Source organism: Pseudomonas sp. GYB4201 (assembly GCF_056312595.1).
In genome coordinates this window covers 12,689-38,329 of record NZ_JBWGIG010000033.1, presented here as the reverse complement: position 1 = coordinate 38,329, position 25,641 = coordinate 12,689, and the positions used below count along the sequence as shown (strand labels likewise).

Here is a 25,641-nt window from a genome sequence, read left to right as displayed (position 1 = left end):
TAGCCGGCCATGGCGCAGACCGCCTTCGAACTGTTGCTGGACATCGACCAGCGCTGCCGGCAGCTGGCGGCGCAGCTGCCGTCCCAGGAAAACCACCTGCAGACCTGGAGCGGCATCGGTTTCCGCCTGGGCAGCCACTGGTACGTGGCGCCCATGGGCGAGGTGGCCGAAGTGCTGCACGAGCCGCGCCTGAGCCGCGTGCCGGGGGTGAAGCCCTGGCTGCTGGGCGTGGCCAACGTGCGTGGGCGGCTGTTGCCGGTGCTGGACCTGAGCGGCCTGCTGGGCCACGAGCCCCTGGCCGTGCACAAGCACCGGCGGGTGTTGGTGATCGACCGTGACGAATGGATTGCCGGGCTGCTGGTGGACGAGGTGGGCGGCCTGCAGCATTTTCCGCTGCACAGCCTCGACCTGTCGGTGGCCGGCGACCTGCCGGCGGGCATGGCGGCCTTCGTGCAGGGCCACTTCCAGCGCGACCAGCTGTGGCACGTGTTCAGCCCGTTCGCGCTGGCCCACCTGCCCGGGTTCATGAACGTGGCTCTTTGATATGCTCCCAGTACAGGCGGGGGCCTGACCATGAACAAGGCAAACACCACTGGCAAACCGGCACAGCGCTCGCGCAGCAGCGCGCAGATCGCGGGGCTGTTCGTCGCCCTGATCGTCTCGATCATGCTGCTGTTCGCCAACTTCGCCTACCTCAACACCCAGTCCAACTACGACAAGCAGTACATCGGTAATGCCGGCGAACTGCGGGTGCTGTCGCAGAACATCGCCAAGAACGCCACCGAAGCCGCGTCCGGCAAGCCCCAGGCGTTCAAGCTGCTGGCCGAGGCGCGCAACGACTTCGACCGCCGCTGGAGCCTGCTCAAGTCCGGTGACACCAGCACCGGCCTGCCGCCGGCGCCGGCCGCCGTGCACCAGGACATGCGCCTGGTGCAGCGCGACTGGGAAAGCCTGCGCAAGAACACCGACGCCATCCTCGCCAGCGAGCAGACGGTGCTGTCGCTGCACCAGGTGGCTGCCACCCTCGGCGAGACGGTGCCGCAGCTGCAGGTGGAATACGAAAAGGTGGTGGAAATCCTCCTGCAGCGCGGCGCTCCCGCCAGCCAGGTGGCCGTGGCCCAGCGCCAGTCGCTGCTGGCCGAGCGTATCCTGGGCTCGGTGAACACCGTGCTCTCGGGTGACGAGACGGCTGCGGCGGCCGCCGAGTCCTTCGGCCGCGACGCCAACCGCTTCGGCCAGGTGCTGCGCGGCATGCTCGACGGCGACCCGAGCATCCAGATCAGCCAGGTGCAGGACCGCGACGCCCGCGCGCGGCTCAAGGAAATTGCCGAGCTGTTCGAGTTCGTCTCCGGCTCCGTGGACGAAATCCTCGAGACCTCGCCGCAGCTGTTCCAGGTGCGCGAGGCCTCCACCACCATCTTCGGCCTGTCCCAGACCCTGCTGGACGAGGCCTCGCACCTGGCCATCAGCTTCGAGAACCTGGCCGGCAGCCGCACCTTGGATACCGTCGGCGGCTACGTGCTGGGCCTGCTGGCCCTGGGCTCGATCATCCTCATCGGCCTGGTGATGGTGCGCGAGACCAACCGCCAGCTGCGCGAAACCGCGCTGAAGAACGAACGCAACCAGGCGGCGATCATGCGCCTGCTGGACGAGATCGAGGACCTGGCCGACGGCGACCTGACCGTGACCGCCTCGGTGACCGAGGATTTCACCGGCACCATCGCCGACTCCATCAATTATTCCATCGACCAGCTGCGCGATCTGGTGGCCACCATCAACCTCACCGCCGAGGAAGTCGCCGCCGCCGTGCAGGACACCCAGGCCAGTGCCCGCCAGTTGGCGCGCGCCTCGGAGATGCAGGCGCAACAGATCAGCGAGGCGTCCATGGCCATCAGCGACATGGCCGAGTCCATCGACCGGGTGTCCACCAACGCCTGGGAGTCGGCCAAGGTGGCCGAGCGCTCGGTGACCATCGCCAGCAAGGGCAGCGAGGTGGTGCACAACACCATCCGCGGCATGGACAACATTCGCGAGCAAATCCAGGACACGTCCAAGCGTATCAAGCGCCTGGGCGAGTCTTCCCAGGAAATCGGCGACATTGTCAGCCTGATCGACGACATCGCCGACCAGACCAACATCCTCGCCCTCAACGCTGCCATCCAGGCGTCCATGGCCGGCGAGGCCGGGCGCGGCTTTGCCGTGGTGGCCGACGAGGTGCAGCGCCTGGCCGAGCGCTCGTCGTCGGCCACCCGCCAGATCGAGATGCTGGTGCGCGCCATCCAGGCCGACACCAACGAAGCCGTCATCTCCATGGAGCAGACTACCTTCGAGGTGGTGCGCGGTGCGCGCCTGGCCCACGACGCCGGGGTGGCGCTTGAGGAAATCGAAGGCGTATCCGAGGACCTGGCGGCGTTGATCCAGACCATTTCCGCCGCCGCGCAGCAGCAGACCAGCTCGGCCGGGCAGATTTCCCATACCATGTCGGTAATCCAGCAGATCACCGAACAGACCTCGTCCGGCACCACCACCACCGCCGAGAGCATCGGCAACCTGGCCCACATGGCCAGCGAGATGCGCCGCTCGGTGTCGGGTTTTACCTTGCCCAAGGCCAGGGAGCCGGGCTGAGTTGAGGCACCACCAGGGGATGCGCCATGGCTGACCGCCACGATTACGTAGCGCTGGAGTGGGTCCGCGGTGAAATCGCCGAGACCCTCGCGCAGGCTCGCGCGGCCCTGGAAACCTTTATCGCCGAACCCCACGCCGGCGAGGCCATGGGCCGCTGCCTGGGCTACCTGCACCAGGTGCACGGCAGCCTGCAGATGGTCGAATTCTACGGCGCGGCCCTGTTCGCCGAGGAAATCGAACACCTGGGCCGGGCCCTGGCCCACGGCCGCGTCACCCAGCAGGCCGAAGCCGTGAAATGGCTGCTGCTGGCCTTCACCCAATTACCTCTTTACCTGGACCAGGTGCACCTGGCCCGGCGCGACCTGCCTCTGGTGGTATTGCCCTTGATCAATGATTTGCGCGGCGCACGTGGTGCGGCGCCGTTGGCGGAAAACAGCCTGTTCGGCGTTGACCTGCCCACCCCCGAAGCCCTGGACGTGAACCAGTTGGCCCAACTCGACAGCCCGGAGTGGCCCGAACTGCTGCGCAAGCTGCGCCAGAGCCTGCAGCAGGCCCTGGTGGGCCTGGTGCGCGAGCCGGAAGTAGCCTTGCACCTGGGGCAGATGGCGCGGGTGTTCGACCGCCTGGAAAACCTGTGCCACGGCGCGCCGCTCAGCCCGCTGTGGCAGGTGGCGGCGGCGCTGGTGGAGGGTTTGCAGCACGGCAGCGTGTTGCCCAGCCCGGCGCTGAACAGCCTGTTCAAGGAGTGCGACCGCGAGCTCAAGCGCCTGCTGGAAGAGGGCGTGGTCGGCATCAACCAGGCCGCGCCGGCGCAACTGCTCAAGGGCCTGCTGTTCTACGTGGCCACCGCCCGCGGCCAGTCGCCGCGCCTGCAGGTGCTGCGCGAGGCCTATGAACTGGGCGAGCCGCCCTTGCCGGGGCGCTCCCTGGCCCAGGAGCAGGCGCAACTGGTGGTGCCCGACCCCGACGCCTTGCGTTCGGTGGTCAGCGCCCTGTGCGAGGAGCTGGTGCGGGTCAAGGAACAGCTCGACCACTTCGTGCGTGGCGACCGCCAGCAGGTCTCGGCGCTGGATGGCCTGGTGCCGTCGCTGCGCCAGGTCACCGACACCCTGGCGGTGCTGGGCTTCGGCCAGCCGCGCAAGGTCATCCTCGACCAGATGGCAGTGATCCACGGCCTGGCCCAAGGCCTGCGCGAGCCCAGTGATTCGGTGCTGATGGACGTGGCCGGGGCGCTGCTGTACGTGGAATCGACCCTGGTGGGCATGGTCGGCCCTGACGAGCCAAGCCGCGCCGACGACAGCCACCTGCCCAGCACCGACCTGACCCAGATCCACCAACTAGTGATCAAGGAAGCGCGCTTCGGCCTGCAGCAGGCCAAGGACATGATCAGCGAATACCTGGAGTCGGGCCGCGACCGTGAGCGCCTGCAACCCCTGCCGGCGCTGCTCACCCAGGTGCGCGGCGCCCTGGCGATGATCCCGCTGGTGCGCGCCGCGGCGCTGCTGGAGACCTGCAACGACTACATCAAGGCGCACCTGCTGGCCGACCCGCAGCAACCCGGCGCCCGGCAGATGGACAACCTGGCCGATGCCCTGAGCGCCATCGAGTATTACCTGGAGCGCCTGAGCAACGACCCCCAGGCGCCGGGCGAACGCGTGCTCGACGTGGCCGAGGAGGGCCTGGCCGCGCTGGGCTACTTGCCCACGGCGTTGGACGTGCCGGTGCTGGAAGAAGTGCTGAGCCCCACCGAGGCCCTGGTGCTGCGCGACCTGCAGCCGCTGGCCAGCCCCCAGGTGGCGCAGTCGCTGGCCCAGGTGCTGGCCAGCCCCGTGCCCGCGTTCAACCCGCCGGCGCAGTCGGCCCCCGGCAGCCTGCTGCCGCCGCCTGCCGACGAGCCACCGGTGGACGATGAGCTGCGCGAAGTGTTCCTGGAAGAGACCGACGAGGTCTTGCAGGTGCTGCGCGAATACCTGCCGCGCTGGGCCGCCGACCATGCCGACCGCCGCGCGCTGGCCGAACTGCGCCGGGCCTTCCATACGCTCAAGGGCAGCGGCCGCATGGTCCGCGCGCTGGTGCTGGGCGAGCTGGCCTGGGCCTGCGAAAACCTGCTCAACCGCGTGCTCGACGACAGCGTCCGCGACACAGCCCAGGTGCAGCAATTGCTTGAACAGGCCCAGGCGCTGCTGCCACGCCTGGCGGCCGACTTCGCCAGCCACCGCCAGCGCCAGTGCGACGAGGTCGACCTGCTGGCGGGCCAGGCCCATGCCCTGGCCGGCGCCAAGGCCGATGAAACCGAGTTGGACCCGCAGCTGCTGGACATCTTCCGCAGCGAAGCCCTGGGCCACCTGGCCACCGTCGAGCGCTTCCTCGCGGTCGCCGGCGGCCAGCCGCTGGCCGTGGACGACCCCCTGCAACGCGCCCTGCACACCCTCAAAGGCAGCGCCTACATGGCCGGCGTGCTGCCCATGGCCGAGCTGGCCACGCCGCTCGATGCCCTGACCCGCGAATACAAGGCACACCAGCTGGACCTGGACGCCCTGGAGCTGGACCTGCTCGGTCGCGCCGTAAGCTGTTGGCACGCCGGGCTGGCCCAGCTGGCCAGCACGCCGCTGGCCCCCATTCCCGGTGCCGCAGCGCTGGCCGCCGAGGCCAGCGCGCACCTGGAACAGCGCCTGGCGCCCCTGGGCGATGCGCCCCGGGCGCGGCGCGATCCACAGGCCACCCAGGCGTTCCTGGGCCAGGCCATGGACATTCTCTACGACACCGAGACCCTGCTGCGCCGCTGGCGCCAGCAGCCCAACGACCGCAACGAGCTGGAGCGCCTGCTGGACGAGCTGACGCGGCTGGGCGAGGGCGCGCAGTGGGCCGACCTGCCCGACGTGGACGAGCTGTGCGAAGCGCTGCTGGACCTGTACGGCGCGGCGGAGGAAAGCAGCGTCAACGTCAACGCGGCGTTCTTCGACGAAGCCGAGCGCGCCCATGACGGCCTGATCGACATGCTCGACCAGGTGGCCGCCGGCCAGGCCGTGACGCCCCAGCCGGAGCGCATCCGCGCACTGCACGCGCTGGTGGAGCAGGGCCTGGCCCCCGGCGCCATGGGACGCGTGGGCGCGGACGGCATCACTGAACTGCCGGCGCATGCCAGCCATGCCGATGACAGCGTGCTGGCGTTCTTCCTCGACGAAGGCGCCGACCTGCTCGAGAGCGCCGACCAGGCCCTGCAGCGCTGGCTGGCCGACCCCGACAACCTGGCGCCGCTGACCTCGCTGCAAGGCGACCTGCACACCCTCAAGGGCGCGGCGCGCATGGCCGACGTGGCGGCCATCGACGAGCTGGCGCAGCAGTTGGAGTTGCACTACGAGGCCCTGGGCAAGCGCCGCCTGGCCTTCAGCGAAGCCCAGGCCACGCTGCTGCTCGACAGCCACGAACAGCTGGCGGCCATGCTCGAGCAACTGCGCCGCGGCCAGGCTGCCAGCAGCGCTGAAGACCTGGTGCAGGCCCTGGCCGCAAGCCGCCACGGTGCCGTGCCCGAGCCAGAGGAGAGCAACCAGGCTGCGGCCGGCGCGGGTGATAACGAACTGCTGGAAGTGTTCCTCGAAGAGGGCTTCGACATCGTCGAAAGCTCTGGCGCCGCCTTGCAGCGCTGGCAGGCCGAGCCACGCAACACGCTGGAAATCGAGAACCTGCTGCGTGACCTGCACACCCTCAAGGGCGGCGCGCGCATGGTCGAGATCGCGCCCATCGGCGACCTGGCCCACGAGCTGGAATTCCTCTACGAAAACCTGTCTGCCGGCGTGCTGGCGCCCAGCCCGCCGTTGTTCAGCCTGCTGCAGAACGGCCATGACCGCCTGGGCAACATGCTCGACGCCCTGCGCCGGCACCAGCCGGTCAACGCCGACCCGACGCTGATCGCCGCCATCCGCGGTTTCGTCAGCCCGGTGCCGGCCACGCCGCAGCCCGAGCGCGCGGTGCTGCTGCCCGAGCCGCCCGCGGCATTGCAGGAGCGTGCACCGGGCGACATGGTCAAGGTGGCCGCCGAGCTGCTTGAAGACCTGGGCAACCTGGCCGGCGAGACCTCGATTTTCCGCGGCCGCATCGAACAGCAGGTCAACGACGCGCAGGTGGCCCTGGGCGAAATGGAAACCACCATCGAGCGCATGCGCGAGCAGCTGCGCCGCCTGGACACCGAGACCCAAGGCCGCATCCTCAGCCGCCAGCACGCCGACAGCGAGCGCCAGGGCTACGAAGACTTCGACCCGCTGGAAATGGACCGCCATTCGCAGCTGCAGCAGCTGTCGCGGGCGCTGTTCGAGTCGGCCTCCGACCTGCTCGACCTGCAGGAAACCCTGGCCGCCCGCAACCAGGACGCGCACAAGCTGCTGCAGTTGCAGGCGCGGGTGAACACCGAGCTGCAGGAAGGCCTGATGCGCACGCGCATGGTGCCGTTCGAACGCATGCTGCCACGCTTGCAACGGTTGGTGCGGCAGGTGGCGGGCGAGCTGGGCAAGGAGGTCGAGTTCGACGTCGGCAACGCCGAGGGCGAGATGGACCGCAGCGTGCTGGAACGCATGCTGGCGCCGTTGGAGCACATGCTGCGCAACGCCGTCGACCACGGCCTGGAGCCGGCCGAAGTGCGCCTGGCCAAGGGCAAGCCGGCACGCGGGCGTATCAGCCTGAACCTGCTGCACGAGGGCGGCGACATCGTCATCGAACTCAGCGACGACGGCGCCGGCGTGCCGCTGGACGCGGTGCGGGCCAAGGCCGTCAAGCGTGGGCTGATCAGCGCCGACAGCGACATCAGCGACCATGAGGTGCTGCAGTTCATCCTCGAGCCGGGGTTCTCCACGGCAGCCAAGGTCACGCAGATTTCCGGGCGCGGCCTGGGCATGGACGTGGTGCACGAGGAGGTCAAGCAGCTGGGCGGCTCGATGATCATCGATTCGCGGGCGGGGCAGGGCGCGCGGTTCCAGATCCGCCTGCCGTTCAGCGTGTCGGTGAACCGCGCGCTGATGGTGCAGTGCGCCGAGGAGGTCTACGCGCTGCCGCTCAATGGCCTGGAAGGCATCGTGCGGGTGATGCCTGCCGAGCTTGAAGAGTATTACCACCTGGATCCGCCGCGGTATCACTATGGCGGCCAGAGCTACGACCTGCGCTACCTGGGCGACCTGCTGTACAACACGCCGCGGCCCAACCTGCTGGGCCAGACCGCACCGCTGCCGGTGCTGCTGATCCATGGCCACGACCACCAGATGGCCGTGCAGGTGGATGCCCTGGCCGGTTCCCGGGAAATCGTGGTGAAGAACCTGGGGCCGCAGTTCGCGGCGGTGCAGGGCCTGTCCGGCGCCACCATCCTGGGCGACGGGCGCGTGGTGCTGATTCTCGACCTGCTGGCCCAGGTGCGCGCCGCCCATGCGCGCCAGTCGCAAGCGCAACCGGCCAGCGTGCAGCCGCTGCTGCCCGTGGCCGAGCCTGCCAGCAGCCGGCCACCGCTGGTGATGGTGGTGGACGACTCGGTCACCGTGCGCAAGGTCACCAGCCGCCTGCTGGAGCGCCACGGCATGACCGTGCTGACGGCCAAGGACGGCGTCGATGCCATGGCCCTGCTGCAGGAACACGTGCCTGACGTGCTGCTGCTGGACATCGAGATGCCGCGCATGGACGGCTTCGAGGTGGCCACGCAGATCCGCCATGACCCGCGCCTGAAAGACCTGCCGATCATCATGATCACCTCGCGCACCGGCCAGAAGCACCGCGAGCGGGCCATGGCCATCGGCGTCAACGATTACCTGGGCAAGCCGTACCAGGAATCGGTGCTGCTCGACAGCATCGCCCAATGGAGCCGCAGCCATGCTTGACCGTGCCATCGGCCGCCGCACCACCCTCACCGCGCTGCTGCTGCCGCTGGCGGACCGCACCCTGGTGCTGCCCAACGTGGCGGTGGCCGAACTGATCGGCTACCAGTTCGGCCAGCCGGCCCCCGACCGCCCGACCTGGCACCTGGGGCACATCACCTGGCGCAACCAGGTGCTGCCGCTGGTGAGCTTCGAAGCCGCCTGCGGCGCGGCGCCGGTGGTGGGCCCGCAGGCGCGCATCGTGGTGCTCAACGCGGTGGGGGGCAGCCCGCTGCGCTTCATCGGCCTGCTGGTACAGGGCGTGCCGCGTTCGTGCCGGCTCGACAGCCAGCTGAGTTACGTCGACGTGCCGCTGGCGCCCCTGGAAGTGGCGGCGGTGCAGGTCGGCGAACAAGTCGCCAAGGTGCCCGACCTGATCGGCATCGAACGCCTCCTGGACGCAACATCCTGACGTAGCAGCTGCCGCAGGCGGCGTCCGGCGCCACGCGATACGCCTGACCCTGCGCGGCGTTTGCGGACGCGGCCTGGCGGCCGCTGCTACAGGTGTCGCTCCACCCACCACCATTAACCTCAAGGTAACAATCCCGCCGAGTGCTTGATTGATGCCCCCGCCCCACGCGCCTAAGGTCTACCCACGACATTCCCGCCGTGGAGGCCCCATGACAATCACAAATACCCCCGAGCCACAGTGGTCGCGGCGGCGCAGCGAGAAGCAGCGGCGCCTGGCGCAGGTAAGCGCCCGGGCCGACGGCGTGGTGCTGCCCACCGATGGCATCGTCGCCGCGCTGGAAGCGCTGCTGATGCCTGGCGACCGGGTGGTGCTGGAAGGCAACAACCAGAAGCAGGCGGATTTTCTCTCGCGCTCCCTGGCCCAGGCCGACCCCGGCAAGCTGCATGACCTGCACATGATCATGCCCAGCGTCGGCCGCCCCGAGCACCTGGACCTGTTCGAAAAGGGCATCGCCCGCAAGCTCGACTTCTCCTTCGCCGGCACCCAGAGCCTGCGCATCAGCCAGCTGCTGGAAGACGGCCTGCTGGAAATCGGCGCCATCCATACCTACATCGAACTCTACTCGCGGCTGGTGGTGGACCTGATCCCCAACGTGGTGCTCTCGGCCGGCTTCATGGCCGACCGCCAGGGCAACATCTACACCGGCGCCAGCACCGAGGACAGCCCGGCGCTGATCGAGCCGGCGGCCTTCAGCGACGGCATCGTCATCGTCCAGGTCAACCAACTGGTGGACGACGTCAGCGACCTGCCGCGCGTGGACATCCCGGCCAGCTGGGTGGATTTCGTGGTGGTGGCCGACCGGCCGTTCTACATCGAGCCGCTGTTCACCCGCGACCCCCGGCACATCAAGCCGGTGCACGTGCTGATGGCGATGATGGCGATCCGCGGCATCTACGAAAAACACAACGTGCAGTCGCTGAACCACGGCATCGGCTTCAACACTGCCGCCATCGAACTGATCCTGCCCACCTACGGCGAGTCCCTGGGCCTGAAGGGCAAGATCTGCCGCAACTGGACCCTCAACCCGCACCCCACGCTGATCCCGGCCATCGAAAGCGGCTGGGTGCAGAGCGTGCACTGCTTCGGCACCGAGCTGGGCATGGAGAACTACATCGCCGCCCGGCCAGACGTGTTCTTCACCGGCCGCGACGGTTCCATGCGCTCCAACCGCATGTTCTGCCAGCTGGCCGGCCAGTACGCCGTGGACCTGTTCATCGGCGCCACCCTGCAGGTGGACGGCGACGGCCATTCCTCCACGGTCACCCGCGGGCGCCTGGCCGGCTTCGGCGGCGCGCCGAACATGGGCCACGACCCGCGCGGCCGCCGTCACGGTACGCCGGCGTGGCTGGACATGCGCCGCCCTGGCGCCGATGCCAACGCCACCTTGCTGGAGCGCGGGCAGAAGCTGGTGGTGCAGATGGTCGAGACGTTCCAGGAGGGCGGCAAACCGACCTTCGTCGAGACCCTGGACGCAGTGGACGTGGCGAAGAAGACCGGCATGGCCCTGGCGCCGATCATGATCTACGGCGACGACGTCACCCACCTGCTCACCGAAGAGGGCATCGCCTACCTGTACAAGGCGCGCTCGCTGGAAGAGCGCCAGGCGATGATCGCAGCCGTGGCCGGGGTGACCGCCATCGGCCTGCGTCACAACCCGGCCGACACCGCGCGCATGCGCCGCGAAGGGCTGATCGCGCTGCCCGAGGACCTGGGCATCCGCCGCACCGACGCCACCCGTGAATGGCTGGCGGCCAAGAGCATCGCCGACCTGGTGGAATGGTCCGGCGGCCTCTACAACCCCCCTGCGAAATTCAGGAGCTGGTGATGCATGCGCTCATAGCTCAACCGAACGCACCGACCCTGGCCGAGCGGCTGGCCGACCTGGCGGTGGACGCGCTGATCGACGAAGCCGACCTGTCGCCCAAGCCTGCCTTGGTGGACCGGCGTGGCAGCGGCGCCCATGACGACCTGCACCTGGGCCTGATGCACGCCTCGGCGCTGGCCCTGTGGCCGGCGTTCCAGGCCATGGCCGAGGCGGCGATGCTCGGCGGTCACATTGACCTGCCCCTGCGCGAAGCCCTGGGGCGCCACGGCCGCGAGGGCGAGGCCGACATGCTGCGCACCACGGCGGGGGTGAACACTCACCGTGGCGCCATCTGGGCCCTGGGCCTGCTGGTGGCTGCCGCAGCGCTGGCACCGGCCAACCTTGCGGCGGCCGCGGTGGCCGAGCGCGCCGGCGCCCTGGCGCGCCTGCCGGACCGCCTGGCGCCGCAACCCCTGAGCCACGGCCGGGTGGTACAACAGCGCTATGGCGCCGGCGGTGCCCGCGCCGAAGCCCAGGCCGGGTTCCCCACGGTCATCCAGCACGGCCTGCCGCAGTTGCGCGCCAGCCGCCTGGCCGGGCATGGCGAGCAGAACGCGCGTTTGGACGCGCTGCTGGCAATCATGGCCACCCTGGCCGATACCTGCGTGCTGTACCGCGCCGGCCCCGAGGGGCTTGCGGCCATGCAGCAAGGCGCGCTAGCCGTGCTGGCGGCCGGTGGCAGCGCCACCCTGGCGGGCCGCCGGCGCCTGCATGCACTGGACCAGCAACTGCTGGCCCTCAACGCCTCGCCCGGTGGCGCCGCCGACCTGCTGGCCGCCTGCCTGTTCATCGATCGCCTGAAACGTGGCGAGCATTCACGGAGCCTTGCCTGATGGAAACCCTGAACTTCGAATTCCCCGCCGGGCAACCGGCCCGTGGCCGCGCCCTGGTGGGTTGCGTGGGCTCGGGCGACCTGGAAGTGCTGCTGGAGCCGGGCACCGCGGGCACCCTGGCGATCCAGGTGGTGACCTCGGTCAACGGCGCAGCGCAGCGCTGGGAACACCTGTTCGCACGGCTGTTCAGCGGCCAGGCGCTGCCGGCCCTGCGCATCGACATCAATGATTTCGGCGCCACCCCCGGGGTGGTCCGCCTGCGCCTGGAACAGGCCCTGGAGGAGATCGGCCATGACTGACACCACGCGCCTGCTGCAACAGCACAGCTTCATCGAACTCGGCGCCCGCCAGCGGGCCAGGGCCTTGCTGGACGAGGGTAGCTTCCACGAGCTGATCGACCCCTTCCAGCGCGTCATGTCGCCCTGGCTGGCGCGCCAGGGCGTGGTGCCCCAGGCCGACGACGGTGCGGTCATCGCCAGGGGCACGGTCAACGGCCGCCCGGTGGTGCTGGCCGCCATCGAAGGCGCGTTCCAGGGCGGCAGCCTGGGCGAGGTCAGCGGTGCCAAGATCGCCGGGGCGCTGGAGCTGGCCGCCGCCGGCAACCGCAAGGGCATTGCCACGGCTGCCATCCTGCTGCTGGAAACCGGTGGCGTGCGCCTGCAGGAAGCCAACCTTGGCCTGGCGGCGATTGCCGATATCCATGCCGCCATTGTCGACCTGCGCCAGTACCAGCCGGTGATCGGCGTGATTGCCGGCAGCGTCGGCTGCTTCGGCGGCATGTCCATCGCTGCCGGGCTGTGCAGCCATTTGATCGTGACGCGCGAGGCGCGCCTGGGGCTCAACGGCCCGCAGGTGATCGAGCAGGAAGCCGGCATCGGCGAATACGATTCGCGCGACCGGCCCTTTATCTGGAGCCTGTGCGGTGGCGAGAAGCGCTTCGACCAGGGGCTGGCGGATGCCTACGTGCGTGACGACGTGGCCCAGATCCAGGCCAGCGTGGTGGACTGCCTGGCCCAAGGCGTGCCGACGCAGCTGCGCAGCCAGCAGCACGGGCACTTCCTGCAACAGCTGGCGGCGGTCGAGCGCCTGCCCGCCAGCCAACCACTGCCGGCCTCCACCCGTGGCGCCAGCTGGTTTGCCGCCCTTACAGCCAACACCCGTCCGGTCGCTGGCCTGCCAGCCTCGGTCCGTGCCGCCGACAGCGACAGCGCTCGCTTCATCGCGGTGGTCGCCGACCCCGAGAACCCGTTCCCCCGCGCCCGCCAGGGTGAAGTTGGCCTGCTGGAGGGCTGGGGGCTGGCCAAGGCGGTGGACGAGGTGATCAGCGCGGACCGCGATGCGCCGCGCAAGCGTGCGCTGGTCGCCATCGTCGATGTGCCCAGCCAGGCCTACGGCCGCCGCGAGGAAGAGCTGGGCATTCACCAGGCCCTGGCCGGAGCGGCCGATGCCTACGCCCGTGCACGCCTGGCGGGCCACCCGGTGGTGGCGCTGCTGGTGGGCAAGGCCATGTCCGGCGCGTTCCTGGCCCACGGCTACCAGGCCAACCGGCTCATCGCGTTGCGTGACCCGGGCGTGCAGGTGCATGCCATGGGCAAGGCCTCGGCGGCGCGGGTTACCCAGCGCAGTGTCGAGGCGCTGGAAGCCCTGGCCGCCAGCGTGCCGCCCATGGCCTATGACATAGACAGCTACGCCAGCCTGGGGCTGCTGTGGGAAACCCTGTCGGTGGCGCAGATCGAGCAGCCCACCGCCGAAGACGTGAGCCGCGTGCAAGCCTGCCTGGCCCAGGCGCTGGCGGATATCGGCGCGGATGACCGCGAGCTTGCCGGCCGCCTGGGGGCGCCGAACCGGGCCGCTTCGGCGCGGGTGCGCCAGCTGTTGCGCGAGCAATGGCAGTGATCCGCCCCCACGACCTGCTGTGGGGCCTGACGCCGGCGATGCTGCCGGCCGATGCTCCGGCCTGGGCAGCCCCGGTGCTGGTCGACGGGCAGCCGGTGGTGGTGCGCCGCGCCAGCGTGGCAGCCGGGCAGGTGGCGGTGGGTGTACGCGGCATCAGTCGTGACCAGCGCTACGCCACCACCATGCCCCTGGCGGCAGTCAGCCGCCAGGTCAGCCCGGAAGCCTTGACCCATTGCGTGGGCCAGCGCGACTGGCCGGCCCTGCAGGCGCTGTACCGGCTGCGCCCCCGGTTGGATGCCTGCGGCCTGGTGTGGGGCGTGAGCGGCAGCGCCGGGTTCGAGCTGGCCAGCGGTTGCGCTGCGCTGCACGAAGGTAGCGACCTGGACCTGATTCTGCGCACGCCGCAGGCCCTGTCGCGGGATGCGGCGCGACGATTATTGAGCGTGCTGGAACCGGCCGTTGACCTGCAATTGCAGACCCCTGCCGGTGCGGTGGCGTTGCGCGAATGGGCCGGCAACAGCCACAAGGTGCTGCTCAAGGCTGCCGACGGCGCGCGGTTGGTCTGCGATCCCTGGAGCCTGGCCTCGTGAGCACCCTGCTGGCGTTTCCCGGCCAGGGTGCGCAGCAGCCCGGCATGTTGCATGGCCTGCCGGATCACGCCGTGATCAAGGCCTGCCTCGACGAGGCCAGCGCGGCGTTGGACGAGAACGTACTCGGCCTCGACACTGCCCAGGCCTTGGCCCACACCCGCGCCGTGCAGCTGTGCCTGCTGGTGGCGGGCGTGGCCAGCGCGCGGCTGTTGCTGCAGGACGGCCCGCTGCCCGACTACGTGGCGGGCTTGTCCATCGGCGCCTATCCCGCCGCCGTGGTCGCCGGTGCCCTGGACTTTGCCGACGCGGTGCGCCTGGTGTCCCTGCGCGGCGAGCTGATGCAGGCGGCTTATCCCCGCGGCTACGGCATGACCGCCATCGTCGGCCTGGAGCTGGCGCGGGTCGAACAACTGCTGGCCGAGGCCGAAGGCCCGGTGTACCTGGCCAATATCAACGCCGACAACCAACTGGTGATCGCCGGCAGCGACGCGGCGATGGCCGCCGTGGCTGCCCGGGCCCGGGCCGAGGGCGCCGGGCTGGCCAGGCCGCTGGCCGTCAGCGTGCCGTCCCACTGCCCGCTGCTGGCAGAACCGGCGCAGCAACTGGCCGCGGCGTTTGCCGAGGTCGAGTTGCAGGCGCCGCGCATTCGCTACCTCAGCAGCACCAGTGCCCGGCCGATCGTGCAGGCCGAGCGGCTGCGCGATGACCTGGCCTTCAACCTGTGCCGTGTCGTCGACTGGCGCGCGCTGGCCCGCACCGCCTTCGAGCGCGGCGTGCGCCTGCACATCGAAATGCCGCCGGGCACCGTGCTCACCGGCCTCAGCCGCCGCGCGTTCAGCGAGGGCACCCTGGTTGCCTGGCAAGGCACCCGCCTGGATACCTTGCAGGCATTGATGCAGGAGGAAGCCCGGCGCCCCCAATAATCTGCAACCGCCCGACAAAAACAACAATCGAGGACAACGACAATGATTATCTACGGTGTGGCATTGCTGGCTATCTGTACCCTGGCCGGGGTTATCACGGGCGACCTGCTCGGGGTGCTGCTGGGGGTCAAATCCAACGTGGGCGGGGTGGGGATCGCCATGATCCTGCTGATCTGCGCGCGCCTGTACATGGCCCGGCGCGGCGGCCTGAGCAAGGACTGCGAGATGGGCGTGGGCTTCTGGGGCGCGCTGTACATTCCCGTGGTGGTGGCCATGGCCGCCCAGCAGAACGTGGTGACCGCCCTGCACGGCGGCCCGGTGGCGGTGATCGCGGCCATCGGCTCGGTGCTGATCTGCGGCTCGACCATCGCCCTGATCAGCCGCACCCACAAGGGCGAGCCGCTGCCGCCCGAAGTGCCTGAAGCGGTTGAACCGGTAGGGGCGCACTGACATGTGGAACCTCATCGAACATGCCCTGGAAAACAACGGCCTGGTCACCGCGTTCGCCTTCGTCGGCGTGGTGATGTGGGTCTCGGTGCAGCTGTCGCGGCGCCTGACCTTCGGCCGTGTGCACGGCTCGGCGTTTGCCATCGTCATCGGCCTGGTGCTGGCCTGGGTGGGTGGCACCCTGACCGGCGGGCAAAAGGGCCTGGCCGACCTGTCGCTGTTCTCCGGCATCGGCCTGATGGGTGGCGCCATGCTGCGCGACTTCGCCATCGTCGCCACCGCCTTCGAGGTGCAGGCCACCGAGGCGCGCAAGGCCGGCTTCATCGGCGCCTTCTCGTTGCTGCTGGGGACCTTGCTGCCGTTCATTTTTGGCTGCTGCGTGGCCTGGGCCTTCGGCTACCGCGACGCGGTGAGCATGACCACCATCGGCGCCGGCGCGGTGACCTACATCGTCGGCCCGGTGACCGGTGCGGCCATTGGCGCCAGTTCGGACGTGGTGGCGCTGTCGATTGCCACGGGGCTGATCAAGGCGATCCTGGTGATGGTCGGCACGCCCCTGGCGGCGCGCTGGATGGGCCTCGACAACCCGCGTTCGGCGATGGTCTTCGGCGGCCTGGCGGGTACGGTCAGTGGGGTTACTGCAGGCCTTGCAGCCACCGACCGGCGCCTGGTGCCCTATGGCGCGCTGACGGCCACGTTCCACACCGGGCTGGGCTGCCTGCTGGGCCCCTCGGTGCTGTACCTGGCCGTACGCGCAATCGTCGGCATGTAGCCGCTGCCGCCAGGCTGCGCTGGCCTGTGTGAACCCCGAAGATCTCCAGCGTAAATGTGGGCCAGCGCAGCCTGGCGGCAGCGGCTACGGGCGTCATCTCAATTTGTTGGTGTACATCCGGCATTCGGCCAGCAATGCCAGCAGGTTGGGATCGCGCTCCTTGGCGCGCAGGAACACCACGCCAATATGCTGCTGCAGGTGGTAGCGCGCCTGTAGCGGCACCAGGCGCACGCGGTTCTCGTACACCGCGGCTACGCGCCCCGGCAGCAGGGCATAGCCCACGCCGGAGCTGACCATGCTCAGCAGGGTGAAGATGTCGTTCACCTGCATCGCCACCTTGGGCTCGAAGCCGGCCTGCCTAAACACCCGCGCACCATCCTGATGGGTGGCGAAGCCCTGGGTCAGGGTGATGAAGGTGTCTTCGCGCAGCTCCGCCAGGTCTACCTCGCTACGCCCGGCGAAGGGCGAGTCGGCCGGGGTGGCCAGGAAGATGTCGTCGGCGAACAGCGGCAGCTGCTCGCAGTCGGGGTCGCTGACGGTCTCGTCCAGGGACACCAGGATGGCGTCCGCCTCCATGTTCTTGAGCTTGTACAGCAGGTCGGTGTTGGAGCCCAGGATCAGGTCGATGTTCAGCTCGCTGCGCCGCAGCTTCAGGCCCATGATCAGCTGCGGCACGGTCTTCACCGTCAGCGAGTACAGCGAACCCAGGCGGAAACGCTCGGCCGAGAAACCTGCCGCCTCGCGGGTCAGGCGCACGGCGCCGACCACGTCCTGCACCAGTTTCTGTGCGTGCTCTTCCAGCACATAGGCACTTTCCAGCGGCGTCAGGTTGCGCCCCTCGTGCTTGAACAGCGGGCAGCGCAGGGCGCTTTCCAGCGAATGGATGGCGCGGTGCACGCTGACGTTGCTGGTATTGAGCTCGGCCGCCGCGCGCCCCAGGTTGCCCGTGCGCATGAAGGCCAGGAAGATTTCCAGCTTCTTCAACGTCAACTCTTCATCAATCAACATCACACTGGCTCTGTTAGGGTAGGGGGCGATTGCATACCAATCGAGACCAAGGAGAAACGACTGCATGTATCACGGCGAACGATTCAACGCCTGGACACACCTGGTCGGTGCGGTGCTGGCGTCCATTGGTGCTGTCTGGATGCTGGTGCTGGCAAGTTTCCAGGGCGACGTGTGGAAGATCGTCAGCATGGCGATCTATGGCGTGACCCTGGTGATTCTGTATAGCGCCTCGACGGTTTACCACAGCGTGCGGGGGCGCGCGAAGGTGATCATGCAAAAGGTCGATCATTTTTCGATCTACCTGCTGATCGCCGGCAGCTACACGCCGTTCTGCCTGGTGACGTTGCGCGGGCCCTGGGGCTGGACCCTGTTCGGCATTGTCTGGGGGCTGGCCGTGATCGGCATGTTGCAAGAGATCAAGCCGCGCTCGGAGGCGCGGGTGCTGTCCATCGTCATCTACGCGGTGATGGGCTGGATCGTGCTGGTGGCAGTCAAACCGCTGCTGGCGACACTGGGCACCGCCGGGTTCGCCTGGCTGGCCACCGGCGGCGTGTTGTACACCGTGGGCATCATCTTCTTTGCCTACGACCAGCGTTTCCGCCACTGGCACGGCATCTGGCACCTGTTCGTGATTGCCGGCAGCCTGCTGCACTTCGTGGCGGTGTTCTTCTACGTCCTCTAGAAGTCGCCCCACAGCTGCTGCGCCACGGCCAGCGCCACCACGGGCGCGGTCTCGGTGCGCAGCACTCGCGGGCCCAGGCGTGCCGAGTGGAAGCCGGCGGCCTGGGCCTGGCCAACCTCTGCGTCGGACAAGCCGCCCTCGGGGCCGATCAGGAACGCCAGGCTGGCAGGCCGGGCATGGCTCACCAGTGGCTCGGCCACCGGGTGCAGCACCAGCTTCAGCTCGGCGTCGCAGGCCTTGAGCCATTCGCTCATCAGCACCGGTGCATGAATCACCGGCACGGTGGAGCGCCCGCATTGTTCGCAGGCGCTGACGGCGATCTGCTGCCAATGGGCCTGGCGCTTCTCGGCGCGTTCGTCCTTGAGGCGCACTTCGCAGCGCTCGCTGATGATCGGAGTGATCTCGCTGACGCCCAGTTCGGTGGCTTTCTGGATGGCCCAGTCCATGCGCTCGCCACGGGACAGGCCCTGGCCCAGGTGAATCCTGAGGCTGGATTCTGGTTGGCCGGCAAAGGCTTCGTCGAGCTGCACGCGCACGCGCTTCTTGCCCACTTCCAGCAGGGCACCACGGTATTCCTGGCCCGAGCCGTCGAACAGCTGCACGGCATCGCCTTCGGCCATGCGCAGCACGCGGCCGATGTAGTGGGCCTGGGCCTCGGGCAGTTCGTGCTCGCCCAGGCTCAGGGGGGCATCGATGTAAAAACGGGAGAGTCTCATGGGGTGTCTCGAATCGGGGCTTCGCAATATCCGTAGCAGCTGCCGAAGGCTGCGTCCGCAGGCAACCCGGTGTTGCGTCGGGACGCAGCCTGCGGCAGCTGCTACGGGGTCATTGGGTGTGGCGGTTAGCCCGGGTCGCGGAAGTCGGGGTGGAAGTCGCTCGGCACGGCCACGCTGACACTGGTGCGGGTGGCGATGTCGATGCCTTCGCTGGCCACCTCGGCCAGGAAGTCGATCTGCTCCGGGGTGATGATGTACGGCGGCAGGAAATACACCACGCTGCCCAGCGGGCGCAGCAGCGCGCCACGGGTCAGGGCGTGGTTGAACACCTGCAGGCCGCGGCGTTCCTGCCACGGGTAGGCGGTCTTGGTGGCCTTGTCCTGGACCATCTCGATGGCCAGCACCATGCCGGTCTGGCGCACTTCCGAGACGTGGGCGTGGTCGGCCAGGTGCGCGGTGGCGCTGGCCATGCGCGCGGCCAGGGCCTTGTTGTTCTCCACCACGTTGTCCTGTTCGAAGATGTCCAGGGTCGCCAGGGCCGCCGCGCACGCCAGCGGGTTGCCGGTGTAGCTGTGCGAGTGCAGGAAGGCGCGCAGGGTGGGGTAGTCGTCGTAGAAGGCGCTGTACACGTCGTCGGTGGTCAGGCAAGCGGCCAGCGGCAGGTAGCCGCCGGTAAGCGCCTTGGACAGGCACAGGAAGTCCGGGCGGATGCCGGCCTGCTCGCAGGCGAACATGGTGCCGGTGCGGCCGAAGCCCACGGCGATCTCGTCGTGGATCAGGTGCACGTTGTAGCGGTCGCAGGCCTCGCGCAGCAGCTTGAGGTACACCGGGTGGTACATGCGCATGCCGCCGGCGCCCTGGATCAGCGGCTCGACGATGACGGCGGCGACGCTGTCGTGGTTTTCGGCCAGGGTCTGTTCCATGGCCAGGAACATGTTGCGCGAGTGCTCTTCCCAGCCCATGCCCTCGGGGCGCAGGTAGCAGTCGGGGCTCGGCACCTTGATGGTGTCCAGCAGCAGCGCCTTGTAGGTCTCGGTGAACAGCGGCACGTCGCCCACGGCCATGGCGGCGATGGTTTCGCCGTGGTAGCTGTTGGTCAGGGTGACGAAGCGCTTCTTGTTCGGCTGGCCGCGGTTGACCCAGTAGTGGAAGCTCATTTTCAGCGCCACTTCGATGCAGGACGACCCGTTATCGGCGTAGAACACCCGGTTCAGGCCCTCGGGCGTCATCTTCACCAGGCGCTCGGACAGCTCGATCACCGGCTGGTGGCTGAAGCCGGCAAGGATGACGTGCTCCAGCTGGTCCACCTGGTCCTTGATGCGTTGGTTGATGCGCGGGTTGGCGTGGCCGAAGACGTTCACCCACCACGAGCTGACCGCGTCCAGGTAGCGCTGGCCTTCGAAGTCTTCCAGCCAGATGCCTTCACCGCGCTTGATCGGGATCAGCGGCAGTTGTTCGTGGTCTTTCATTTGGGTGCAGGGGTGCCACAGGACCGCGAGGTCGCGTTGCATCCACTGGTTGTTGAGGCCCATTTTCTCTCTCCTGGCAGCAGCGTGGTCGCAAGCCTATGCAATGCCTGCCCTGGGAGCAACCGCCAGGGATGAAACCTTGCTCTGCGTTAACGATGACTTAACGCTTTACTTCTATAGTGTTTCATCGGGTATCTAGATATTTCAAAGCGAAATTTTCCGCTTTAATTCGATAGATAAAAAGCTAGTCTTTGTCGAAGAACTTACAGGAACACCGTGATGCAGCTACGCAATTCACCTTCTCGCTATGGTTGGGTCAGCATCCTCCTGCACTGGGGCGTGGCGCTGGCCGTGTTCGGCCTGTTCGCCCTGGGGCTGTGGATGGTCGACCTGGGCTACTACGACCCATGGCGCAAGGCCGGCCCCGACCTGCACAAAAGCATCGGCCTGACCCTGTTCTTCTTCATGCTGTTGCGCGTGGTATGGCGCTTCATCAGCCCACCGCCGCCGCCACCGCCCACCCAGGGCCGGCTGACGCGCATCGCGGCGAAGCTGGGCCATGCCTTCCTTTACCTGGACCTGTTCCTGGTAATGGCGGCCGGTTACCTGATCTCCACGGCCGACGGCGTGGGCATCCCGGTGTTCGGCCTGTTCGAAGTACCCGCGCTGATCAGCGGCCTGCCCAACCAGGCGGAAACCGCGGGTGACGTGCACCTGTACCTGGCCTGGATCCTGGTGATTTTCGCTGTACTCCATGGCCTGGCCGCCCTGAAACACCATTTCATCGATCGTGATGCGACCCTGGTACGCATGCTGGGCCGCAAAGGCTGACCTTCAACTCAACCCAAGGAATACCGCACATGTTGAAAAAGACACTGGCCGCTCTGGCTCTGGGCACCGCACTGCTGACGGCCGGCCAGGCCATGGCTGCCGACTACACCATCGACAAGGAAGGTAACCACGCCTTCATCAACTTCAAGATCAGCCACCTGGGCTACAGCTTCATCTACGGCACCTTCAAGGACTGGACCGGTACCTTCAGCTTCGACGCTGCCAAGCCTGAAGACAGCAAGATCAGCATCACCCTGAACACCAAGAGCGTCGACACCAACCACGCCGAGCGCGACAAGCACATCCAGAGCAAGGACTTCCTGGAGACGGACAAGTACCCAACCGCTACTTTCGTGTCGACCAGCGTCAAGCCAACCGGCAAGAATGCTGATGGCAAGCTGACCGCCGACGTGACCGGCGACCTGACCCTGCACGGCGTGACCAAGCCGGTCGTGGTCAAGACCGTGTTCCTGGGCGAAGGCAAGGACCCATGGGGCGGCTACCGTGCCGGCTTTGAAGGCACCACCACCATCAAGCGTTCTGATTTCGGCAAGATGATGGACCTGGGCCCGCAGTCCGACACCCTGACCCTGGACATCACGTTCGAGGGCGTGCAGAAGAAGTAATTCTTCGGCGCACAAAAAAACCGCAGCCAATGGCTGCGGTTTTTTTATGCCCAAGCCCCGTAGCAGCGGCCGTCAGGCCGCGTCACGGGTGCGCCGCGAAGTATCAACCTTCGCGGTTGCGGGTCAGCAGCGCCGGCTTCTCGCCGTTGCGACGGCTAGGCAGCGACTCCAGCTGTTCCAGCTGCTCGGCAGTCGGGAAACGATCGATCTTCGATTCCTTGTGCACGATGCGCGGCTGGTTTTGCGGGGCACGCGAGTTGCTCACCGCCGGCTCCTGGCGCGGCTGGTCATCACGGGCCGGACGACGGTTGCGGCTAGCGCCACCGTTGTTGTCGCGACGCGGCTGGCTATCACGGGCACCGCCACCATTGCTGCGCGGGCCGCTGCTGCGCTTGTCACCGGCCGGCTTGCCAGCCGGGCGACCCTGGCGCGGCGCCGAGGCCGGGGCTGCGCCACCAACGGCGGCAGGTGCGCCCGGGCGACGGTTGCGGCCCTGGTTCTTGTTCTGGTACGGGCTGACGTAGTCGGCGCGGTTACCAAAGTTGTCGACTTCGTCATCCAGGAACTCGTCCGGCGCGCGGTCGGCAGGAGCTACCGGCGGCTTTGGAGTGGACTGGGCCTGACGTGGCTTCTGGTCACGGGGTTGGCGTTCAGAACGCGCCCCGGCGGGCTTTTCCTTGCCTTGCTCCTTGCCTTGTGGCGCGGCAGCACGGCGCTCCTTGCCTTTGTCCTTGCCCTTGTCCTTGCGACCACCACCTTCGGCGGCCTTGGTCCCTTCGCGCGGCGTGCGGGCGTTGCGCGGCTGGTTGGCCTGCGGGCGCTCGCGCACCTCTGGCTTCTCGGCCTCCACGGCGCTGATGTCGAAGCCCATCAGGTCACCGTCCGGGATCTTCTGCTTGGTCATGCGCTCAATGCTTTTGAGCAGCTTTTCCTCGTCCGGGGCAACCAGCGAGATGGCCTCGCCGCTGCGACCGGCACGGCCGGTACGGCCGATACGGTGCACGTAGTCTTCATCGACGTTGGGCAGCTCGAAGTTGACCACGTGGGGCAACTGGTCGATGTCCAGGCCGCGGGCGGCGATGTCGGTGGCAACCATGATGCGTACCGAGCCGGCCTTGAAGTCGGCCAGGGCCTTGGTGCGCGCGTTCTGGCTCTTGTTGCCGTGGATGGCGACAGCGCTCAGGCCGTGCTTTTCCAGGTACTCGGCCAGGCGGTTGGCGCCGTGCTTGGTGCGGGTGAACACCAGCACCTGCTCCCAGGCACCCTGGGTGATCAGGTGCGCCAGCAGCGAACGCTTGTGGCTGGCAGGCAGGCGGTAGACCCGTTGCTCGATGCGCTCCACCGTGGTGTTCGGCGGGGTGACTTCGATGCGCTCGGGGTTGTGCAGCAGCTTGCCGGCAAGGTCGGTGATGTCCTTGGAGAAGGTGGCCGAGAACAGCAGGTTCTGGCGCTTGGCCGGCAGGCGTGCCAGCACCTTCTTGACGTCATGCACGAAGCCCATGTCGAGCATGCGGTCGGCTTCGTCCAGCACGAGGATTTCCACGTGGGACAGGTCGACGCTGCCCTGGCCGCACAGGTCGAGCAGGCGGCCGGGGCAGGCCACCAGCACGTCGACGCCGCGGGACATGGCCTGGACCTGCGGGTTCATGCCTACGCCGCCGAAGATGCAGGCGCTGACGAACTTGAGGTCACGGGCGTAGATCTTGAAGCTGTCGTGCACCTGGGCCGCCAGCTCGCGGGTGGGGGTCAGGACCAGTACGCGCGGTTGGCGCGGGCCGTGACGCTGGGATTTGTCCGGGTGACCGTTGGGGAACAGCCGTTCCAGGATCGGAAGGGCGAAGCCACCGGTTTTACCAGTACCTGTCTGTGCCGCGACCATCAGGTCGCGACCTTGCAACACGGCGGGGATGGCCCGCTGTTGCACCGGAGTAGGCTGGGTATAGCCCGCCGCCTCGATGGCACGGACTAAAGCCTCGGAGAGACCGAGGGAAGCAAAGGACATGAGTAATCCTGTTCTAGTGAGGGCTTTGCCCAATGGGAATCTTGCCTGGCGCGACACGTGCGTGGGGGCACTGTCGCGTCCGGTCCTGCCGGGCCTTCAATGCGCATCCGGACCTGGCTGAGCGGGCGTGAGCCTGGCGGTCGAGCGGGTCGGGATGCCTTTTGCAAGGCCGGGCGTCCGGGCGTAAGCCTGGCGGGAAGGTCGGAGTATAACAGAGCAATCACAGCGCGCTGCGTTCCTGCTGCTCAACGGTTTTCACTACCGTTGACGGGCTTGCATAGCGGGCCAGCAACTGCGCGTAGGCAGGCTCGCGCTTGAAGCGCCGCAGCTCGATGGAAAAGCGCAGGGCCAGCTGGTCCATGCCGGCGCCGCGGCGCACGGCCAGGTACTGGGGCTCGCGGTTGACCACCAGGGGCAGGGCGCTGACCTGGCCCTCCAGGCCCATGGCCTGGGCGGTGAAGTTGCCTACGCGAATGTCGGTGATGATCAGGTCGACCCGGTTGCGCACCAGCTTGCCGAAGTTGGCCTCCTGGCTGCTGGCGGCCTCGCGGCGGAACGCGCTGGCCTGCATGAACGGATCGCCATAGTTGTAGCCGGCCGAGGTGCCGATGGTCAGCCCTTGCAAGTCGTCCAGGCTGCCGGCTGGGTGCGGCCTGGCGTTGGCCTGGAACAGCACGAACTGCACGTCGGACAGCGGCTCGTCGGGGTACAGCAGGGTGGTTTCGCGCTCGCTGGTGCGGAAAATATCCAGCACGCCATCGGCCTCGCCCTGATCGAGCATGGCCAGGCAGCGCTTCCACGGCAGGAACTGCCACTGGATCTCCACCCCCAGGCGTTCGAACACCTGGGCCGCCACTTCGTAGTCGATGCCCATGCCCTGGCCGTTCTGCTGGTAGGCATAGGGCGCCCAGAAGTCGGTGACAATACGCAGCTTCTCAGCCTGGGCGGCAAGGCTCAGGCACGTCAGGCACACGGCTGTCAGCAGGGAGAGGTAGGCAGGCATGGAGCCGAAGATACGACGCCTATTGCGGGTTTGGCAACGCAATCAGCGGCTTCAGGCGGTAGAAACAAAAAAGGCCTTGAATAGTATCAGGGCCTTTTCGTGTGCTGAGTGAAAGCGTCTAGCGCGGCAGCTTCAGGTTGTTCCACACCGCCAGGCTTGGCTCGGCCTGGTTCAGGGTATAGAAGTGCAGGCCCGGTGCGCCGCCGTCGAGCAGTTGCTCGCACATGCGGGTGATCACCTGCTCGCCAAACTGCTGGATGCTGGTGACGTCGTCGCCGTAGGCTTCCAGCTGCTTGCGGATCCAGCGCGGGATCTCGGCGCCACAGGCGTCGGAGAAGCGGGCCAGCTTGCTGTAGTTGGTGATGGGCATGATGCCCGGCACGATCGGGATGTTCACGCCCATTTTCTGCACGCGCTCGACGAAGTTGAAGTAACTGTCGGCGTTGAAGAAGTACTGGGTGATGGCACTGTCGGCGCCGGCGTTGGCCTTGCGCGCGAAGTTCTTCAGGTCATCCTCGAAGTTGTGCGCCTGGGGGTGCATCTCCGGGTAGGCGGCGACTTCGATGTGGAAGTGGCTGCCGGTCTCGGCACGGATGAATTCCACCAGGTCGTTGGCGTGGCGCAGCTCGCCGCTGGCCATGCCCATGCCCGAAGGCAGGTCGCCACGCAGGGCAACGATGCGCTTGATGCCGGCATCCTTGTACTGCGCCAGCAGGGCGCGCAGGTCGGCCTTGCTGTCGCCCACGCAGGACAGGTGCGGGGCAGCGGGGACTTTCACTTCGTTCTCCAGCTGCAGCACGGTGTTGAGCGTGCGGTCGCGGGTAGAACCACCGGCACCGTAGGTGCAGGAGAAGAAATCGGGGTTGTAGCCGGCCAGTTGGCGGGCAACGTTCAGCAGTTTTTCATGCCCAGCGTCGGTCTTGGTGGGGAAGAACTCGAAGCTGAAGCGGCGTTCCTGAGACATGATTACACCTATCTGGAAACTCGAAAG

The 25,641-nt window shown here is 67.7% G+C and carries 21 protein-coding genes and 1 pseudogene; 16 read left to right on the top strand and 6 right to left on the bottom strand.

The features are described from left to right. Positions 1 to 9 precede the first annotated feature (9 nt). From AC0Z2B_RS24900 to madM, 13 genes and pseudogenes are all read left to right on the top strand, one after another. Positions 10 to 543 (top strand): chemotaxis protein CheW, encoded by a 534-nt coding sequence (locus AC0Z2B_RS24900; RefSeq protein ID WP_416427335.1) that lies wholly within the window; start codon positions 10 to 12, stop codon positions 541 to 543. A gap of 30 nt (positions 544 to 573) precedes the next feature. Then, entirely contained in the window at positions 574 to 2,625 is a 2,052-nt protein-coding gene (locus AC0Z2B_RS24895) for a methyl-accepting chemotaxis protein (RefSeq protein ID WP_476300146.1), read from the top strand. Positions 2,626 to 2,651: 26 nt separating this feature from the next. After that, the gene (locus tag AC0Z2B_RS24890) at positions 2,652 to 8,480 is read left to right on the top strand and encodes a hybrid sensor histidine kinase/response regulator (protein WP_476300144.1); all 5,829 of its coding nucleotides are present in this window, start codon (positions 2,652 to 2,654) and stop codon (positions 8,478 to 8,480) included. Next, a complete protein-coding gene (locus AC0Z2B_RS24885; RefSeq protein WP_476300142.1) occupies positions 8,473 to 8,928 on the top strand; it encodes a chemotaxis protein CheW in 456 nt (151 codons plus the stop codon). The genes AC0Z2B_RS24890 and AC0Z2B_RS24885 overlap by 8 nt, the downstream gene beginning before the upstream one ends. A gap of 208 nt (positions 8,929 to 9,136) precedes the next feature. Beyond that, a complete protein-coding gene (gene mdcA / locus AC0Z2B_RS24880) occupies positions 9,137 to 10,813 on the top strand; it encodes a malonate decarboxylase subunit alpha (RefSeq protein ID WP_476300140.1) in 1,677 nt (558 codons plus the stop codon). Then, positions 10,813 to 11,685 (top strand): triphosphoribosyl-dephospho-CoA synthase, encoded by an 873-nt coding sequence (locus AC0Z2B_RS24875; protein ID WP_476300138.1) that lies wholly within the window; start codon positions 10,813 to 10,815, stop codon positions 11,683 to 11,685. Before mdcA ends, AC0Z2B_RS24875 begins: the two co-directional genes overlap by 1 nt. Then, positions 11,685 to 11,984: a malonate decarboxylase subunit delta gene (locus tag AC0Z2B_RS24870; protein ID WP_416427328.1), complete on the top strand. Its 300-nt coding sequence runs from the start codon at positions 11,685 to 11,687 to the stop codon at positions 11,982 to 11,984. Before AC0Z2B_RS24875 ends, AC0Z2B_RS24870 begins: the two co-directional genes overlap by 1 nt. Continuing rightward, positions 11,977 to 12,712, top strand: a pseudogene (locus AC0Z2B_RS24865) (biotin-independent malonate decarboxylase subunit beta); the annotation flags it as partial. The gene AC0Z2B_RS24870 and the pseudogene AC0Z2B_RS24865, both read left to right, overlap by 8 nt. Positions 12,713 to 12,789: 77 nt before the next feature. Further along, positions 12,790 to 13,581: a biotin-independent malonate decarboxylase subunit gamma gene (gene mdcE / locus AC0Z2B_RS24860; protein WP_476300193.1), complete on the top strand. Its 792-nt coding sequence runs from the start codon at positions 12,790 to 12,792 to the stop codon at positions 13,579 to 13,581. Further along, complete coding sequence (locus AC0Z2B_RS24855) at positions 13,572 to 14,171, top strand: malonate decarboxylase holo-ACP synthase (RefSeq protein WP_476300136.1); 600 nt, start codon at positions 13,572 to 13,574, stop codon at positions 14,169 to 14,171. Before mdcE ends, AC0Z2B_RS24855 begins: the two co-directional genes overlap by 10 nt. After that, entirely contained in the window at positions 14,168 to 15,094 is a 927-nt protein-coding gene (mdcH, locus tag AC0Z2B_RS24850) for a malonate decarboxylase subunit epsilon (protein ID WP_476300133.1), read from the top strand. Before AC0Z2B_RS24855 ends, mdcH begins: the two co-directional genes overlap by 4 nt. A 42-nt stretch (positions 15,095 to 15,136) precedes the next feature. Continuing rightward, positions 15,137 to 15,544, top strand: coding sequence for a malonate transporter subunit MadL (gene madL, locus AC0Z2B_RS24845; protein WP_416427325.1), 408 nt, complete (start codon positions 15,137 to 15,139; stop codon positions 15,542 to 15,544). Position 15,545: 1 nt separating this feature from the next. Then, positions 15,546 to 16,313, top strand: coding sequence for a malonate transporter subunit MadM (madM, locus tag AC0Z2B_RS24840; RefSeq protein WP_476300130.1), 768 nt, complete (start codon positions 15,546 to 15,548; stop codon positions 16,311 to 16,313). Between the two features lie 93 nt (positions 16,314 to 16,406). On the opposite strand, the gene AC0Z2B_RS24835 is transcribed toward madM, so the two are convergent. Beyond that, entirely contained in the window at positions 16,407 to 17,321 is a 915-nt protein-coding gene (locus AC0Z2B_RS24835; protein WP_476300127.1) for a LysR family transcriptional regulator, read from the bottom strand. A gap of 64 nt (positions 17,322 to 17,385) precedes the next feature. Between AC0Z2B_RS24835 and trhA the strand changes: the two genes are divergently transcribed. Next, positions 17,386 to 18,003, top strand: coding sequence for a PAQR family membrane homeostasis protein TrhA (gene trhA / locus AC0Z2B_RS24830; RefSeq protein WP_416427321.1), 618 nt, complete (start codon positions 17,386 to 17,388; stop codon positions 18,001 to 18,003). On the opposite strand, the gene AC0Z2B_RS24825 is transcribed toward trhA, so the two are convergent. Both AC0Z2B_RS24825 and AC0Z2B_RS24820 read right to left on the bottom strand, forming a co-directional pair. After that, complete coding sequence (locus AC0Z2B_RS24825; protein ID WP_416427319.1) at positions 18,000 to 18,719, bottom strand: 16S rRNA (uracil(1498)-N(3))-methyltransferase; 720 nt, start codon at positions 18,717 to 18,719, stop codon at positions 18,000 to 18,002. The genes trhA and AC0Z2B_RS24825 overlap by 4 nt on opposite strands. Before the next feature lie 125 nt (positions 18,720 to 18,844). Continuing rightward, positions 18,845 to 20,251 carry an adenosylmethionine--8-amino-7-oxononanoate transaminase gene (locus AC0Z2B_RS24820; RefSeq protein WP_476300125.1) on the bottom strand — a complete coding sequence of 469 codons (1,407 nt, stop codon included), beginning with the start codon at positions 20,249 to 20,251 and terminating at the stop codon, positions 18,845 to 18,847. A gap of 216 nt (positions 20,252 to 20,467) precedes the next feature. Here AC0Z2B_RS24820 and AC0Z2B_RS24815 point away from each other — a divergent pair, with 216 nt between their 5' ends. Together AC0Z2B_RS24815 and AC0Z2B_RS24810 are read left to right on the top strand one after the other, a co-directional pair. Then, complete coding sequence (locus AC0Z2B_RS24815; RefSeq protein WP_416427317.1) at positions 20,468 to 21,019, top strand: cytochrome b; 552 nt, start codon at positions 20,468 to 20,470, stop codon at positions 21,017 to 21,019. Positions 21,020 to 21,048: 29 nt separating this feature from the next. Beyond that, positions 21,049 to 21,645 (top strand): YceI family protein, encoded by a 597-nt coding sequence (locus AC0Z2B_RS24810; protein ID WP_158152935.1) that lies wholly within the window; start codon positions 21,049 to 21,051, stop codon positions 21,643 to 21,645. A 103-nt stretch (positions 21,646 to 21,748) separates the two neighbouring features. Here the strand turns inward: AC0Z2B_RS24810 and AC0Z2B_RS24805 are convergent, their stop codons facing one another. From AC0Z2B_RS24805 to metF, 3 genes are all read right to left on the bottom strand, one after another. Further along, complete coding sequence (locus tag AC0Z2B_RS24805; protein ID WP_476300123.1) at positions 21,749 to 23,647, bottom strand: DEAD/DEAH box helicase; 1,899 nt, start codon at positions 23,645 to 23,647, stop codon at positions 21,749 to 21,751. A 220-nt stretch (positions 23,648 to 23,867) separates the two neighbouring features. After that, positions 23,868 to 24,650, bottom strand: coding sequence for a substrate-binding periplasmic protein (locus AC0Z2B_RS24800; protein WP_416427315.1), 783 nt, complete (start codon positions 24,648 to 24,650; stop codon positions 23,868 to 23,870). A gap of 118 nt (positions 24,651 to 24,768) precedes the next feature. Next, entirely contained in the window at positions 24,769 to 25,614 is an 846-nt protein-coding gene (metF, locus tag AC0Z2B_RS24795) for a methylenetetrahydrofolate reductase [NAD(P)H] (protein WP_416427312.1), read from the bottom strand. Positions 25,615 to 25,641: the final 27 nt, after the last annotated feature.